Origin of the sequence: Roseococcus sp. SYP-B2431 (assembly GCF_004336745.1) — a bacterium.
In the GTDB taxonomy this organism is placed as follows: domain Bacteria; phylum Pseudomonadota; class Alphaproteobacteria; order Acetobacterales; family Acetobacteraceae; genus Roseococcus.
Window position 1 is genome coordinate 663,738 of record NZ_SJXD01000011.1, and the last position, 15,102, is coordinate 678,839.

15 protein-coding genes are annotated in these 15,102 nt (G+C 71.8%); 10 read left to right on the plus strand and 5 right to left on the minus strand.

All coding sequences use genetic code 11. From position 1 onward, the window contains the following. The first annotated feature begins 67 nt into the window (after nucleotides 1-67). Genes EJV46_RS04445 through EJV46_RS04455 form a run of 3 tightly spaced genes read left to right on the plus strand, consistent with a single transcriptional unit; the run spans nucleotide 68 to nucleotide 3,423 of the window. Complete coding sequence (locus EJV46_RS04445; RefSeq protein WP_240782397.1) at nucleotides 68-1,339, plus strand: FAD-binding oxidoreductase; 1,272 nt, start codon at nucleotides 68-70, stop codon at nucleotides 1,337-1,339. A gap of 2 nt (nucleotides 1,340-1,341) precedes the next feature. After that, nucleotides 1,342-1,911 carry a hypothetical protein gene (locus EJV46_RS04450; RefSeq protein WP_131547373.1) on the plus strand — a complete coding sequence of 190 codons (570 nt, stop codon included), beginning with the start codon at nucleotides 1,342-1,344 and terminating at the stop codon, nucleotides 1,909-1,911. A 39-nt stretch (nucleotides 1,912-1,950) separates the two neighbouring features. Beyond that, the gene (locus EJV46_RS04455) at nucleotides 1,951-3,423 is read left to right on the plus strand and encodes an MFS transporter (protein ID WP_131547374.1); all 1,473 of its coding nucleotides are present in this window, start codon (nucleotides 1,951-1,953) and stop codon (nucleotides 3,421-3,423) included. On the opposite strand, the gene EJV46_RS04460 is transcribed toward EJV46_RS04455, so the two are convergent. After that, entirely contained in the window at nucleotides 3,420-4,385 is a 966-nt protein-coding gene (locus EJV46_RS04460) for a tripartite tricarboxylate transporter substrate binding protein (RefSeq protein WP_165585335.1), read from the minus strand. The two genes, EJV46_RS04455 and EJV46_RS04460, sit on opposite strands and share 4 nt — an antisense overlap. Before the next feature lie 294 nt (nucleotides 4,386-4,679). On the opposite strand from EJV46_RS04460, the gene EJV46_RS04465 reads away from it, so the two are divergent. The 5 genes from EJV46_RS04465 to EJV46_RS04485 all read left to right on the plus strand — a co-directional run bounded on the left by EJV46_RS04465 (nucleotide 4,680) and on the right by EJV46_RS04485 (nucleotide 9,214). Continuing rightward, nucleotides 4,680-4,976, plus strand: a complete 297-nt coding sequence (locus EJV46_RS04465) for an acyl carrier protein (RefSeq protein ID WP_131547376.1) — start codon at nucleotides 4,680-4,682, stop codon at nucleotides 4,974-4,976. A 19-nt stretch (nucleotides 4,977-4,995) separates the two neighbouring features. Next, nucleotides 4,996-5,445: a 3-hydroxyacyl-ACP dehydratase FabZ family protein gene (locus tag EJV46_RS04470; protein ID WP_131547377.1), complete on the plus strand. Its 450-nt coding sequence runs from the start codon at nucleotides 4,996-4,998 to the stop codon at nucleotides 5,443-5,445. Further along, nucleotides 5,442-6,506 (plus strand): beta-ketoacyl-ACP synthase, encoded by a 1,065-nt coding sequence (locus EJV46_RS04475; protein ID WP_131547378.1) that lies wholly within the window; start codon nucleotides 5,442-5,444, stop codon nucleotides 6,504-6,506. The genes EJV46_RS04470 and EJV46_RS04475 overlap by 4 nt, the downstream gene beginning before the upstream one ends. Beyond that, nucleotides 6,503-7,714 carry a beta-ketoacyl synthase N-terminal-like domain-containing protein gene (locus EJV46_RS04480; RefSeq protein ID WP_131547379.1) on the plus strand — a complete coding sequence of 404 codons (1,212 nt, stop codon included), beginning with the start codon at nucleotides 6,503-6,505 and terminating at the stop codon, nucleotides 7,712-7,714. Before EJV46_RS04475 ends, EJV46_RS04480 begins: the two co-directional genes overlap by 4 nt. Nucleotides 7,715-7,783: 69 nt before the next feature. Continuing rightward, nucleotides 7,784-9,214, plus strand: coding sequence for a sensor histidine kinase (locus EJV46_RS04485; RefSeq protein ID WP_131547380.1), 1,431 nt, complete (start codon nucleotides 7,784-7,786; stop codon nucleotides 9,212-9,214). A gap of 11 nt (nucleotides 9,215-9,225) precedes the next feature. Here the strand turns inward: EJV46_RS04485 and leuB are convergent, their stop codons facing one another. Genes leuB through EJV46_RS04505 form a run of 4 tightly spaced genes read right to left on the minus strand, consistent with a single transcriptional unit; the run spans nucleotide 9,226 to nucleotide 13,276 of the window. Beyond that, nucleotides 9,226-10,314 (minus strand): 3-isopropylmalate dehydrogenase, encoded by a 1,089-nt coding sequence (gene leuB / locus EJV46_RS04490; RefSeq protein ID WP_206020699.1) that lies wholly within the window; start codon nucleotides 10,312-10,314, stop codon nucleotides 9,226-9,228. Next, the gene (gene leuD, locus EJV46_RS04495) at nucleotides 10,311-10,934 is read right to left on the minus strand and encodes a 3-isopropylmalate dehydratase small subunit (protein ID WP_131547381.1); all 624 of its coding nucleotides are present in this window, start codon (nucleotides 10,932-10,934) and stop codon (nucleotides 10,311-10,313) included. The genes leuB and leuD overlap by 4 nt, the downstream gene beginning before the upstream one ends. 1 nt (nucleotide 10,935) lies before the next feature. Next, nucleotides 10,936-12,330, minus strand: a complete 1,395-nt coding sequence (leuC, locus tag EJV46_RS04500) for a 3-isopropylmalate dehydratase large subunit (RefSeq protein WP_131547382.1) — start codon at nucleotides 12,328-12,330, stop codon at nucleotides 10,936-10,938. A gap of 34 nt (nucleotides 12,331-12,364) precedes the next feature. Next, on the minus strand, nucleotides 12,365-13,276 hold the full coding sequence (locus EJV46_RS04505; protein ID WP_165585336.1) for an ABC transporter substrate-binding protein: 912 nt from the start codon (nucleotides 13,274-13,276) through the stop codon (nucleotides 12,365-12,367). 60 nt (nucleotides 13,277-13,336) lie between these two features. Here EJV46_RS04505 and EJV46_RS04510 point away from each other — a divergent pair, with 60 nt between their 5' ends. Both EJV46_RS04510 and EJV46_RS04515 read left to right on the plus strand, forming a co-directional pair. Next, nucleotides 13,337-14,284, plus strand: a complete 948-nt coding sequence (locus tag EJV46_RS04510; protein WP_165585337.1) for a tripartite tricarboxylate transporter substrate binding protein — start codon at nucleotides 13,337-13,339, stop codon at nucleotides 14,282-14,284. 79 nt (nucleotides 14,285-14,363) lie between these two features. Then, nucleotides 14,364-15,098 carry an SDR family NAD(P)-dependent oxidoreductase gene (locus tag EJV46_RS04515; protein WP_370323058.1) on the plus strand — a complete coding sequence of 245 codons (735 nt, stop codon included), beginning with the start codon at nucleotides 14,364-14,366 and terminating at the stop codon, nucleotides 15,096-15,098. Nucleotides 15,099-15,102 lie beyond the last annotated feature (4 nt).

Consider the following 15,102-nt stretch of genomic DNA (forward strand, 5'->3'; position numbering starts at 1 on the left):
GATTTCCCTCTTCTGAATTCGGTTCGCTCCCGATGTGGCCTTGCCAGCCCAGGGAAACAACCGTCGGATGTCACGCGACAAGGCCGGGAAGGGTTTGATGGCGGATTCGGTGGTAGTGCTCGGGGCGGGGATGGTCGGCGTCTCCGTGGCGCTGCACCTGCGGCGGCGCGGCTGCGACGTGGTGCTGGTGGACCGTCAGGGCCCCGGCGAGGGCGCCTCCTTCGGCAATGGCGGGCTGATCCAGCGCGAGGCGGTCTATCCGCACGCCTTCCCCCGCTCCTTCTCCGAATTGCTGCGGATCGCGCGCAACAACGCGGTCGACGTCTCCTACCACCCCCTCGCGCTGCCCAGCTACGCCTCGCCGCTGCTGCGCTACTGGTGGCATTCCGAGCCGGCCCGCTACGCGCAGGTGGTGCTGGCCTGGTCCGCGCTGATCCGCACCTGCCTGGACGAGCACCTCGCGCTGGCCCGCGACACGGAGGCGATGGCGCTGTTGCGGCCCATCGGCTTCATGCGCCTCTTCCGCGATCCGGCCGCGCTCGAAGCCGCCGCCGCCGCCGCCGAGATCGGCAAGCGCGAGCACGACGTGAATTTCTCGATCCTCGATAGCAAGGCGCTGGCCGCGGCCGAGCCGCATCTGCTCGTGGAGCGGGCCGGCGCCCTCCACTGGACGGACCCGCTTTCGGTCAGCGACCCGCACGCCCTCACCCTCGCCTATTTCCGGCGCTTCCTGGAAGCGGGCGGCAGCTTCATGACCGGCGATGCCACGACGCTCGCTTCCGCCGGCTCCGGCTGGAAGATCCAGGCCCAGGACGGCCCGGTCGAGGCCGCACGGGCGGTCGTGGCGCTCGGCGCCTGGGCGCCGAAGGTGACGCAGCCGCTGGGCTATGCGCCGCCGATCTTCGGCAAGCGCGGCTACCACTACCATTACGGCATGCAGGGCAATGCGGTGCTGAACCGCCCGATCATCGACACCGATGCCGGCTTCGCGCTGATGCCCATGCGGGCCGGCGTGCGCCTTACCACCGGCGCGGAGTTTGCCGGCACCGACGCGGCGGCGACCCCCATCCAGCTCGACCGGGCCGAGCCCGTGGCGCGGAAGCTACTCCCCTTGGCCGACCGGGTGGAGGACAAGCCCTGGCTGGGCGTGCGGCCCTGCATGCCGGACATGCTGCCCGTCATCGGGCCGTTGCCGAAACATGCGAGCGTCTGGTGCGCCTTCGGGCATGGGCACCAGGGCCTGACCCTCGGGCCGACCACGGGCCGGCTGGTCGCGGAGATGATGACCGGCGAAAAGCCCTTCGTGGATCCGGCGCCGTACCGGCCAGAGCGGTTCTGATCATGCTGTTCCGGGCCGCGACGCTGGAAGGCATCCGGACCGGAACCGTCACCCTCGCCTTCCGCCGCTGGTCGCGGCCGACCGTCAGGGCCGGCGGCACCCTGCGCACGGCCGCGGGCATCCTGGCCATCGAGAGCGTCGACCGCGTCGAGGCGGCCAGCGAGGCCGAGGCCCGGCGCGCCGGCTTCGCCAACCTGGCCGCCCTGATGCGGAACCTGGAGACCCAGCGCACGGCGCCGCTCTACCGCACCGCCTTCCGCCTGGCCGGCCCCGACCCGCGCGCCGCCCTTCGGCAGCAGGCGGAGCCCGGCGAGGACGAGCTGGCCCGCATCACCGACAAGCTGTCGCGGATGGATGCCACCGCGCCCTGGACGCTGCGGACGCTCCACCTCATCGCTACGCGCGAGGGCGTCGCCGCGCGGGAGATCGCCGAGGCCCTGGAGATCGATCGCGACAGGCTCAAGGGACGGATCCGCCGGCTGAAGGAACTCGGCCTCACCGAGAGCTTGGCCGTGGGCTACCGCCTCTCGCCCCGCGGCCGGGCTGTCCTGCGAAGCCGGCCGGCCACGTAACAGGCAACCTTCGCGGCCTCCGCCGCTTCTCTGCGAAGCATGTCCGCCACCTTCACCACCCGCATCCCGCACCGCCTCGACCGGCTTCCCTGGGGCCGCTTCCATTGGCTCGTGGTGGTCGCCCTTGGCGTCACCTGGGTGCTGGACGGGCTGGAGGTGACGCTGGTCGGCTCGCTCGCCGGTGCGATCCACAATTCGCCGAGCCTGCGGCTGACTGAAACCCAGGTCGGCCTCACCGCCTCGGCCTATCTGCTGGGCGCGGTGCTCGGCGCGCTGCTCTTCGGCTGGCTGGCCGACCGCCTGGGGCGGAAGAAGCTCTTCACCCTGACCGTGCTGGTCTATCTGACGGCCACCATCGCGACCGGCTTCTCCTGGGACTTCTGGTCCTTCGCCTTCTTCCGCTTCCTCACGGGCGCGGGCATCGGCGGCGAGTATTCGGCGGTGAACTCGGCGATCCAGGAGCTCATCCCCGCCCGGCGGCGCGGCACGACGGACCTCGCGGTGAACGGCACCTTCTGGGGCGGAGCGGCGATCGGCGCGCTCTCCTCGGTCGTCCTGCTCGACCCGGCGGTGATCGACCCGGAGATCGGCTGGCGGCTGGCCTTCGGCATCGGCGGCTCGCTCTCGCTCATCGTGCTCTTCCTGCGGCGCTGGATTCCGGAGAGCCCGCGTTGGCTCATGACCCATGGCCGCAAGGAGGAGGCGGAGCGGATTGTCGGCGAGATCGAGGAATGGGTGGAGCGCGACACGGGCCGGACCCTGCCCGCGGTCGAGGGCGCGCCCATCGCGATCAATCCGCGCAGCCACACCAGCCTGGGCGAGGTGGCCACGACGCTGTTCCGCACCTATCCGCGGCGGGCGACGCTCGGCGTCGTGCTCATGGCCTGCCAGGCCTTCTGCTACAACGCGGTCTTCTTCACCTATGCGCTGGTGCTGACGAAGTTCTACGGCATCTCGGCCCAGAGCATCGGCTGGTTCATGCTGCCCTTCGCGCTGGGGAACCTCGCCGGGCCGCTGACGCTGGGGCACTTCTTCGACAGCATCGGCCGGCGAATCATGATCACGGCGACCTATGGCATAGCCGGCGTCCTGATGGCGCTGACCGGCTTCGCCTTCGCGCAGGGCTGGCTTTCCGCCTGGGAGCAGACGGCCGCCTGGACGGTGATCTTCTTCTTCGCCTCGGCCGCGGCCTCGGCGGCCTATCTGACGGTGGGCGAGAGCTTCCCGCTGGAGATGCGCGCCATGGGCATCGCCCTGTTCTACGCCCTGGGCACGCTGGTGGGCGGCGTGGCGGGGCCGGCGCTCTTCGGCTGGCTGATCGAGGGCGGCCAGAGGACCGACATCATGTGGGGCTATCTGCTGGGCGCGGCGCTCATGCTTCTGGCCGCCGGGACCGAGTGGAAGCTGGGCTTCGCGGCGGAGGGGCGGTCGCTCGAGGATGTCGCGCGGCCGCTGTCGCATGCCGGGGAGGGACAGGACCCGGAGGTCCAGCCGGCCGCGCCCAGGACCTAGCTCCCGGCGCGGATGTTCGCGGCGCGGATCACCTCGCCCCAGATCCGCCGGTCGGTCACGATCTCGTCGCGATAGGCCCCGGGCGTTCCGTTCATCGGCACCAGGAAGCGCTCCTCCAGCCGGCGGCGGAAGGCGGGGTCGTTCATCACCCCGTTCAGCTGGGTGTTCCAGAAGGCGATCCATTCGGGCGGCGTGGCTGCGGCCACCACCATTCCGTAGCCGACATCGCCCGTGAAGCCCGGCAGCGTCTCGCGCAGCAGCGGCACGTCCGGCAAAGCGGGGTAGCGCTCCGGCGAGGCGAAGGCGATGGCGCGCAGCCGGTTGTCGCGGATGAAGGGCATCGATTCCGGCAGTAGGGAGAAATAGATGTCCGCATTGCCCGCGAGGATGTCGAGCAGCGCGGGGGTGCCGCCGCGGTACTGGACCTGCTCCACGACCATGCCCGCCTCGTGGGCAAGCCGGGCAGCGAGCAGATGGGTCTGCCCGCCCAGGCCGGAATTGCCGATGTTGAGCCGGCCCGGATGCGCGCGCCCATAGGCGATGAGCTCGGGCAGGGTCCGGTAGGGCGCGTCCGGCCGGGCGACCAGGACCATCGGAACGCGGATCATGCTCGTCACCGGCGCCAGCGCCTGGTCGGTGTCCACGGGCATGACGAAGCCGGGCATGACCGGCCCCGTGGCGAGCAGGGCCGTCGCGGAAAGGGCCAGCGTGTGTCCATCGGGAGGCGCGGTCGCGACGGCCTGCATGGCGATGAAGGTGCCCCCGCCCGAACGGTTCTCGACGATCACGTTGCGCCCGCCGAGCCGCTGGCCCAGCGCATCGGCGACCATGCGGCCGAGGGCGTCCACCGTGCCGCCCGGGGCGAAGGGGACGATCAGCCGGACGTCGCGCGTGACGGTCTGCGCGCCGGCGCCCTTCGGCGCGAGGGCGAGAAGGCTGAGGGCGAGGCTACGGCGGCGCATGCGGCGTTCCGGCTGTGGTTCGGCGTAAGACTTGCCCACACGCCCCGGAACGGCAAGGACGATCCGGCGCTCCGGTCGCGCCATGCGGGTCCCCACGCCCGATTCCGCGTCAGCCGGCCCAAGAGGGCTGTGCGCTTTGCAGGCAGATGTTCGCGGCATCGGCCGGACCACCTCGACCAGCCGGAGCGGGACTGGCTTCCCCCCTGGGAAGGGCCCGTCTGGACAGCCGCGCCCATCCGCGCCAAACCCTGCCACCCCGCCTTGCCCTCCCCTCGCCACCCGGAGTCCGCCGCCATGAGCCCGGCCGCGCCTGACCAGACCTTCGAGACCATCGCCGACATCATCTCGGAGACGGCGAATGTCGACCGCGCCAAGATCACGCCCGAGGCTCACGTCATCAACGACCTGGGCATCGACAGCCTGGATTTCCTCGACATCGTTTTCGAGATCGACAAGCGCTTTGGCATCAAGGTGCCGGTCGAGGCCTGGACCGAGCAGGTGAACAGCGGCAAGGCCCCGGCCGAGCAGTTCTTCGTCATGGGCCCCCTCGCCGAGCGGATCGAGGAACTCGTGGCCGCGAAGCAAAGCTGAGAATTGGCAGGCCCGACCCTTGCGCCTGGAATATTTCGAGATGATCGACCGGGTCACCTCCTGGGAGGAGGCCCGGCTGACCGCCGATGCGCATGTTCCCGAGGCGAGCCCGGTCTTCGAGGGCCATTTCCCCGGATTTCCCCTCATGCCCGGGGTGCTGATGGTCGAGACCATGGCGCAGGCCTGCGGCTGGCTGATGCTGGCCCGCAGCGGCTTCACCCGCATGGCGCTGCTCGCCAAGGTGGGCGAGGCCAAGCTGCGCGGCATGGTGAAGCCGGGCGCCGCCCTGACCGTGACGGCCGAGCTGGTGCATGACGGCTCGGGCTATGCGGTGCTGAAGGGCACGCTGGCCGAGGGGGACACCCGCGTCGCCGAGGCGGAGCTGACGCTCCGCACCATGGCCTTCCCCAGCCCCGAACTGGAGGCGGGCGTGCGCGCCCGGGCCGCCGCGATCGGCCTCGCGGCGTGAGGCGTCCCGTCGCCATCACCGGCCTGGGCCTCGCCTCGTCCCAAGGGGAGGGCCGCGACGCGCATGCGGCCCTGCTGAAGGGCGTCGCGCCCGTGCTGGAGGAGGCGCGCTTCGCGCCCTACCCCGTGCACCCGCTGGCGCCCCTGCCCTTCGACAAGGCCATTCCCCGCCGCGAGTTCCGGCAGATGGAGACCTGGCAGCGCCTCGGCGTGTATGCGGCGGGGCTCGCCATCGACGATGCGGGGCTGCGCGACCGCGTGGCCGGGATGGACCTCATCGTCGCCGCCGGCGGCGGCGAGCGCGACACCGCGCTGGACGAGCAGATCCTGGCCCTGCGCCCGGAGGAGGCGGCCCGCCACCGGATGCTGATGGACGGGCTGCGGCCGACGCTCTTCCTGGCGCAGCTCTCCAACCTGCTCGCCGGCTCCATCTCCATCACCCACAACGTGGCCGGCTCCTCGCGCACCCTGCTGGGCGAGGAGATCGCCGGCGCCGAGGCGGTGCGGATCCTCGCCGCGCGCATCGCGGCCGGCAGCTCGGATCTCGGCCTCGTGGGCGGCGCCTTCGTGGCCGAGCGGTGGGACCAGCTGCTGCTCTATGCCATGGGCGGCGCGATGCATCAGGGCCCGTGGGCGCCTCTGCCGGAGCGGCAGGGCATCGCCTTCGGCAGCGCCGCCGCCTTCCTGACGCTGGAGCCGCTGGCGACGGCCGCCGCGCCGCTCGCGATCCTCTCCCACATCGCGACCGACCAGGGCGGCGCGCAAACGCGGCCCGCGCGGCTGGCGTCGCTGCTGGCGGGCGTGCCGGAGCGGCGGCCGGGCTGCCTCGTGATCTCGACCGCGACGGGCGCCGCGGCACCGACGCGCGACGAGCTGGCGGCCCTCGGCGCCGCGCCGGCCCTCTTCTCGGCCGACCTGATCGGCCATTCCGTCGAGGCCGCCTTCCCGGCCGGCCTCGCCCTTGGCGCCCTTGCCGTGGCCGCCGGCGCGCCGCAGGTGCTGGTCACCGGCACCGGCCAGTGGCGCGGCGAGGCCGTGGCGCTGCTGGAGACCCCCTCATGAGGATCGCCGTCACCGGCATCGGCCTCGTCACCGCGCTGGGCTTCGGCACCGGGACGAACTGGGCCGCGCTGACCGCGGGCACCTCCGGCATCCGGCACATCACGCGTTTCGACACGACCGGCATGCGCGCCACCATCGCCGGCTGCGTGGATTTCCCCGAGGACGCCGGCCGCAACTTCACGACCGCCGCACGCGTCGAGCGGCTGGGCCAGCTCGCCATCGCCGAGGCGCTGGCGCAATCCGGCCTGGCGGCGCCCTTCGGCGGGCCGCTGGCCATCGGCATGCCGCCGGTCGAGATCGAATGGCCGCAGCGGCTGGCCTTCCGCGCCGCCACCTATCCCGAGCTGATGGAGAAGGCGCCGGCCGCGGCGCCGCTCTACGAGGAGTTCCTCTTCGGCGGCGCGTCCACCCGGCTCGCCGAGCGCTTCGGCACGACCGGCGTGCCCCAGGTGGTCACCACCGCCTGCGCCTCCGGTGGCTCGGCCATCCAACTCGCGATCGAGGCGATCCGCCGCGGCGAGACGCCCAAGGCCATCGCCGCCGGCGCCGACGCCAGCCTGCAGCCGGAAACGCTGATCCGCTTCGGCCTGCTCCAGGCCCTGTCCACCCGCAACGACCCGCCCGAGGCCGCGTCGCGACCCTTCACGCTGAGCCGCGACGGCTTCGTCATGGGCGACGGCGCCGGGGCGCTGATCCTGGAGACGGAGGAGCACGCCCGCGCGCGCGGCGCCACCATCCTCGGCTATGTGCTGGGCGCGGGCGAGGCGGCCGACACCTTCCACCGCACCCGCTCCACGCCCGACGGCGCCGCGATCGTCCGCTGCATGCAGCGCGCCCTGGACGATGCCGGGCTGACGCCGGCCGAGATCGGCTACATCAACGCCCACGGCACCTCCACGCCCGAGAACGACAAGATGGAGGCGCAGGCCGTCCGGATGCTGTTTGGGGAGACCCCGCCGCCCATCAGCTCCACCAAGTCGATGATCGGCCACACGCTCTCCGCCGCCGGCGCCATCGAGGCCGCCATCTGCCTCCTGGCGCTGCGGCACCAGGTGCTGCCGCCCACCATCAACCAGGACGACGTGGACGAGGGGCTCGGCCTCGACACGATCCCTGTCGCGCGGCCGCACCGGTTTCGCGCCGCGATCTCCAACTCCTTCGGCTTCGGCGGGCAGAACGTCTCGGTCGTGCTGGGCGCCGCCGACTGACGGATTGACCCTCGGCGCGCCCGACCGCTGGTCTATGGTCCAGACGAACAGCGAGTCGCCGGGGGAGCCATGGGACACCTGATTCGCAGCCTGTTCGAGCCGTCGGAGCTGACGCCGCACGGCTTCTGCCTGCTGTGGGAGCCGGGGCTGATCTGGCTCCACACGGTCTCCGACCTGCTGATCGCGCTGTCCTACTTCTCCATCCCCATCGCCATGGTCGCCTTCCTGCGCCGCCGCCCCGACATCGAGTTCGGCTGGCTCGTCTGGCTCTTCGCCGCGTTCATCCTGTTCTGCGGCACGACCCATGTGCTCTCCATCCTGACGCTCTGGCAGCCCTATTACTGGCTGGAGGGTTCGGTGAAGGCAGCCACGGCCGGCGTCTCGCTGGTCACGGCCATCCTCCTCTGGCCGCTGCTGCCCAGGCTGACGGCCCTGCCCTCGCCCTCCGCCCTGCGCGAGGCCAATGCCGCGCTGGAGCGCCAGGTCGCCGAGCGCAACACGCTGGTCCGGGCCCTGGAGCGCCGCGAGGCCGAGCTGACGGAGCTCGCGGCCACGCTGGAGCGGCGCGTGGCCGAGCGGACCGAAAGCCTCGCCGCCGTGAACCGCCGCTTCGAGACGGCGCTGGCGGCCTCCGGCGTCACGGTCTTCACGCAGGACGAGAATCTCGTCTTCACCTGGATCAGCAAGGGCGAGCTCGGCCGTCCCGCCGGCGATGTCATCGGCCGCGCCGACGCCGAGATCCTGCCCGAGCCGCCGCGCTCGCAGGTCCTGGCCCTGAAGCGCGGCGTGCTCGAGAGCGGCCAGCCGGCGCGCGCGGAGGTGCAGGCGGGCGAGCGGTGGTTCGACGTGATCGTCGAGCCGCTGCGCGAGGCCCCGGGGCTGATCGGCGGCGCGGTGGACATCACGGCGCAGAAGGCGAGCGAGGCGCGCATCCGCTTCCTCCATAACGAGGTGACGCACCGGGTGGGCAACCTGCTCGCGGTCGTGCATGCCGTGCTGCGGCAGACGGCCAAGGGCGCGGCCACTGTCGAGGAGCTGGCCGAGCGCTTCGACGAGCGCCTGAGGTCCATGGCCCAGGCGCAGCAGCTGCTAATGCGCGAGGGCGCGCAGCGCGCCACGCTGGACGAGGTGGCGCGCTCGCAGCTGGCGCCCTTCCGCGACGAGCAGATCGAGCTGGCCGGCCCCCCGGTGCCATTGGAGAACGCGGCGGTGCTGCATATCGGCATGGCGCTGCACGAGCTGGCGACGAATGCGGCGAAGTACGGAGCGCTGTCCGTGCCCGGCGGGCGCGTGCGGCTGGCCTGGGAGAGGACGGCGACGGAATGCGTCGTGTCCTGGCGGGAGTCGGGCGGGCCGCGGGTGCGGCCGAGCAGCCGCCGGGGCTTTGGGCGCGACGTGATCGAATGGGCGGTGGCGAGCGCGGTGGGCGGCGCGGTGGAGCTGGCCTTCCCGGAGGACGGGGTGACGTGGGACCTGCGGTTTCCGCTGGCCTCCGCCTGAATGCGGGCGCCCTACAGCGCCGCGATCACCGCATCCCCCATCGCCTTCGTCGAGACCGCCGCCTCGCCCGGTGCGGCGATATCCGCCGTGCGCGCGCCCTTCGCCAACGCGGCCTCCACCGCCCTCTCCAGATGGGCCGCGTCTTCCGGCCGGTTCGCGCTCCAGCGCAGCATCATTGCGACCGAGAGGATGGAGCCCAGCGGGTTGGCGATGCCCTGCCCCGCGATATCGGGCGCGGAGCCGTGGATGGGCTCGTAGAGCGCCCGCCGGCGGCCATCGGCGTCCGGCTCCGAGAGCGAGGCCGAGGGCAGCATGCCGAGCGAGCCGATGATGGCGCCGGCCGCGTCGCTCAGCAGGTCGCCGAAGAGGTTGTCGGTCACCAGCACGTCGAAGCGCCTGGGATTGCGGGCGAGCTGGATGGCGCAGTTGTCGGCCAGCATGTGCTCGAAGCCCACATCGGGGAATTCCTCCCTGTGGATGGTCCCGGCGATCTCGCGCCAAAGCGCGCCGGCCTCCATGACGTTGGCCTTGTCCACCGAGGTCACGTGCTGGCGCCGAGTGCGCGCCAGCTCGAAGGCGAAGCGCAAGGCGCGGCGGATCTCCGCCTCGGTGTAGCTGTGGGTGTTCACGCCGCGGCGCGTGCCGTCGGGCAGCGTCTCGATGCCGCGCGGCGTGCCGAAATAGGTGCCGGCCGTCAGCTCGCGGACGATCATCAGGTCCACGCCCTCGGTGACGCGCGGCTTGTAGGGGCTGCCCTCGGAGAGCGCCGGCAGCATCTTCACCGGGCGCATATTGGCGAAGACGTCGAGCCCCTTGCGCAGGCGCAGCAGCGAGCCCTTGCGCCGCTCCTCCGGCGGCACCGCGCCCGCCTGCTCCAGGCTGCCGGTGGCGCCGAAGAGGATGGCATCCGCGTCCTGGATCTGCTGCCAGGTCTCCTCGGGCATCATGGTGCCGTGCTTGCGCCAGTTGGCGATGCCGAAGTCGCGCTCGGTCACGCGGATGTCGAGGTCGCGGTTCTGGCCGAACCACTCCAGCACGCGCACCGCCTCGGCGGTGACCTCGGGGCCGATGCCGTCGCCGGCGAGAACCAGAACCTTCAAGCCACGCTCTCCCAGGCCCAACTGCGGGCCGCCTTGTCCTTGTCCCGCCAGGCCGCGATGGCCTCGGCGTGCTTCATCGTCAGCGAGATGTCGTCGAGCCCGTCCAGCATGGCCTCGCGCTTGCGGTCGTCCACCGTGAAGGGAATGGTCTCGCCGCGCGGGGTGATGACCACCTTGCGCTCCAGGTCGACCGTGGTGCGGGCATTGCCGGGGCTTTCCTCCGTCTGCTCCGCGATCCGCCGGATCGCCTCGATGGGCAGCCGCACCGGCAGCAGGCCGTTCTGGAAGCAGTTCGAGAAGAAGATGTCGCCGAAGCTCGGCGCGATGACGCAGCGCACGCCCATGCCCATCAGCGCCCAGACCGCGCCCTCGCGCGAGGAGCCGCAGCCGAAATTCTCGGCGGCGAGCATGATGTTGCTACCCTTGTAGGGGCCCTGGTTCGGGACGAAGTCGGGGTTGTCGCTGCGGTCCGGCAGGTAGCGCCGGCGCTCGAAGGCGTATTCGCCGAGCCCCTCCCGGCCGGAGCCCACGAGCCGCTGGATCGGGATGATGACGTCAGTGTCGACATTCGCCTCCATGAGCGGGATGGCGGTGCCCTCGACGGTGCGGAAGGCCTGCATCTCAGTAGCTCCTGACGTCGACGATCGCGCCGGCGAGCGCGGCGGCCGCGGCCGTGGCGGGCGAGGCTAGGTGGGTGCGCGCGCCCGTGCCCTGCCGGCCCACGAAGTTGCGGTTGGAGGTGGAGACGCAGCGCGCGCCGTCGGGCACGGTTTCGCCATTGGCGGCCACGCAGAGCGCGCAGCCCGGCTCGCGCCATTCGAAGCCGGCCTCGGTGAAGCGGTGGTGCAGGCCCTCGGCCTCGGCCTCGGCCTTCACCATCTCGCTGCCGGGGACAACCCAGGCGGTGACGTGCTCGGCTTTCCGGCGCCCCTTGATGACCTCGGCCGCCGCCCGCAGGTCGGACAGGCGGGAATTGGTGCAGCTGCCGATGAAGACCCAGTCTACCCTGGTGCCGGCCAGCTTCTGGCCCGGCTCCAGCCCCATGTAGCGCAGCGCAGCCTCCAGCCCGGCCCGGCGGCTCGGCGCCGTCTCCTCCATGAGGGGCACATGGCCGGTGACGTCCGACACCATCTCGGGGCTGGTGCCCCAGGTGATCTGCGGCGCGAGCTCGGCCATGTCGATCACCTCGTCGCGGGTGAAGCGCGCCTCCGGGTCGGAGGGCACCTTGCGCCAGTCGGCCAGCGCGGCGTCCCATAGCGCGCCCTTGGGCGCGAAGGGACGGCCGGCGAGGTACTGGAAGGTCGTATCGTCGGGCGCGACCATGCCCGTCTTCGCGCCCATCTCGATGGACAGGTTGCAGAGGGTCAGCCGCTCCTCGACGCTCATCGCGCGCACCGCGCTGCCGGCATATTCCATGGCCATGCCGGTGCCCGCCGCGGCGCCGAAGCGGCCGATGGCGGCGAGGATCATGTCCTTCGCCGTCACGCCCGCGGGACGCACCCCCTCGTAGCGGATGCGGAAGGTGCCGGGGCGGCGCTGCGGCAGGGTCTGGGTGGCCAGCGCATGCACCAGCTCGCTGGAGCCGATCCCGAAGGCCACGGCGCCCACGCCGCCATTGGTGCAGGTGTGGCTGTCGCCGCAGGCCAGGGTCAGCCCGGGCAGCACGATGCCCTGCTCGGGTGCCACGACATGCACGATGCCGTTGCCCGGCGTGCCGATGTCGAAGATCCGCACGCCCTCATACGCGGCGCGCTCGCGCAGCGAGGCGAGAAGCTTCGCGCCTTGCGGATAGGTGTGCTCGGTGCGGCCCGGCGCGCTGGAAAGGGCATGGTCGGGCACGGCGAAGACCTTGCCCGGCTCGGCCACGCGGCGGCCCTTCTCGGCCAGCTCCCGCATGGCGCGGCCGCCGCTGAGATCGTGCACCAGCAGCCGGTCGAGATAGAGCAGGGACCAGCCCTCGCCGAGATCGGCGACGACACGGCTGTCCCAGATGCGGTCGAACATGGTGGTCGCCATGGGCGTTTTCCTCCTCCGGCCGTTCGTCGGCCGGTCAGCTCTCCGCAAGCGCTGCGACCACGATCGCATCGTCCACGCAACGAGCATAGCCCGGCTTGCGCGAAATGGCGCCGCCGCTGCGCATGGCCGATTGCAGCCGCTCGAAGGGCTCGGGCGGGAAATGCGGATCGGCCGTCCAGATGCCCAGGGCACGGTAGCGCGCGATGCAGCGGGCCAGCAGCGCGGGGTCCATCCCGGGGAAGAAGCCGGCGACGGTCGCGGCGATCTCCTCCGGTGCCGCGGCCATGAGCCATCGCTGCGTCGCGGCGAGGCCGCGGATCATGGCGCGGAACTCGGGCGCGTATTCGGCGATGTTCTGCGCGCTGGAATAGAAGGTCGTGTAGGAGGTCGGCCCGCGCGAGGCGGCGGCGTGCCAGGCGTGGCCGGTGCCCTCGGCCTCCATCTGGCTGACGAAGGGCTCGAAGAGCTGCGCGACGTCGAGCCGGCCCTCGGCGACAGCCGCGGCGTTCTCGCCCATGGATCTGTCGGTGATCCGCCTCACGCTGTCCGGGTCGAGGCCGGCGCGGCGGATGTCGTCCTGCAGCGTCCACCAGGGCGTCGGCACCTCGCTGACCGTGCCGAGGGTGAGCGTCGCGAGGTCGGTGAGCCGGAAATCCGGGCGCGGTTCACGGCCAACGAGGAAGAAGGGATCGCCCAGGATCGCCGCGCCGAAGTTGCGCAGCGGCGAGGCAGGATCGGCGTCATGCGCGAGCAGGATACGCATCGGCCCGCCCCAGGCGAGATGCGCCCGCCCCTCCAGCACCGAGTCCTTCGCGAGCGAGGGCTGCGTGCCGGAGACCAGCTCCACGCTCACGCCCTGCTCCTTATAAGCATTACGGGCCAGCGCCGCGTAGAAGGGGACGTAGAAGACGGCCCGGAAGGGTTCCTGCAATCGGATCTGGCGCATGGCTTGCATCGTGGCCCAAGCTCGCACACCCGCCAAGACTCGCAGCCAGAGAGGCCCCGCATGCTTCGCCGCCACATCCTCGCCGCCGGCACCGCCCTGCCCTTCGCCGCGAGCGCGCAGGTCTTCACCCGGCCGCTGCGCCTGATCATCCCGGTGGGGGTGGCGGGAGTGACGGATATCGTCGGCCGCGTCCTGGCCGATGGGATGCAGCCCCTGCTCGGCCAGCCCGTGGTGCCGGAGAACGTGGTGGGTGCCGGCAGCACGGTGGGCGCCGCCGCCTTCCACCGTGCGCCGAACGACGGGACGGTGATCTACATCGGCACCAACAACCATCCGGTGATGAAGGCGGTCTATCCCAACTTCCCGCTCGATCCGGTGACGGATTTCACGCCGCTCGCGCTGGTCGGGCGGCAGCCCTTCGTGCTCGCCGTGCATCCCGAGGTACCCGCGACGGACCTGCCCTCGCTGCTGGCCTGGCTCCGTGCGCGCGGGGAGCAGGCGAATTTCGGCTCGGCCAATCCGGGCGCCACCAACCATCTCGCGGGCGAGCTGCTGAAGCAGCTCTCGGGCACGCGCTTCACCATCGTGCCCTACCGCTCGGCCGCCAATGCCGTGCAGGACCTCGTGGCGGGGCGGATGAACCTCACCATCGACAGCCCGACCATCATGATGCCGCTGATCCGCGACGGCCGCCTGCGCCCCATCGCGGTCAGCAGCGCCGAGGCTTCCGCGCTGGTGCCCGGCGTGCCGCCGATCGCGAGCGCCCTGCCCGGCTACGACCTCACGGCCTGGCAGGTGCTGTTCTCGCGGCCGGGCGCGCCGGCGGAGCCGCAGCGCGCCGTCCAGGCCGCCTGCGTCGCGGCGCTCGCCGATGCCGCCGTGCGCGACCGGCTGCTGCAGGCCAATGTCGAGACCTGGCCCGATCCAAGCGCCGAGTCGGCGCGCCGGCACGTCGCGGCCGAGGTTGCGCGCTGGGCGCCCATCGTGGCGGGGATCGCGCCCGGATGATCTCCGGCCGCTGGCCGGGTTGACCATCCGGCCCCCGCCCCCGATCTTCCCGCGCCGCTGCACTGCGGGAGGATCGATCGTGTTTTCGCTTGAAGGCCGCAGAGCCTTCGTCACCGGGGCCTCGGGCCTTCTGGGCGGTCATTTCGCCCGCGTGCTGCACGGGGCCGGGGCCGAGGTTGTGCTCGCCGCGCGCCGCATCGAGGCCTGCGAGGCGCTGGCCGCCGAGCTGGGCTCCCGCGCCAGCGCCGTCCGCCTCGACGTGCAGGACGAAGCGAGCATCGCCGCCGCCCTGGACGGCCCGGTCTGCGACATCCTGGTCAACAATGCCGGCATCGCCGCCACGCGCCCCTTCCTGGAGCAGACCGCCGAGGACTGGGACCAGGTGGTGGATGTGAACCTGCGAGGGGCCTTTTTCGTCGCCCAGGCCGCGGCGAAGCGGATGGCGGCCGCGAGATCCGGCGGGTCGATCATCAACATCGCCTCCATCCTGGGGCTGCGCGTGATTTCGGGAGTGGCGGGCTACACCTCGGCCAAGGCGGGGCTGATCCAGCTCACGCGGCAGATGGCGGTCGAGCTGGCGCGCCATTCCATCCGGGTGAACGCCATCGCGCCGGGCTATGTCGCCTCCGACCTCAATGCCGAGTTCTTCGCCTCCGAAGGCGGGCAGGCCATGATCCGCCGGATCCCGCAGCGCCGCCTCGGTAGGCCGGAGGACCTCGACGGCGCGCTGCTGCTGCTGGCCTCGGCGGCGGGCGCACATATGACGGGGTCGGTCATCACCGTCGATGGCGGCCATTCCATCAATCCGATCTGAAGGC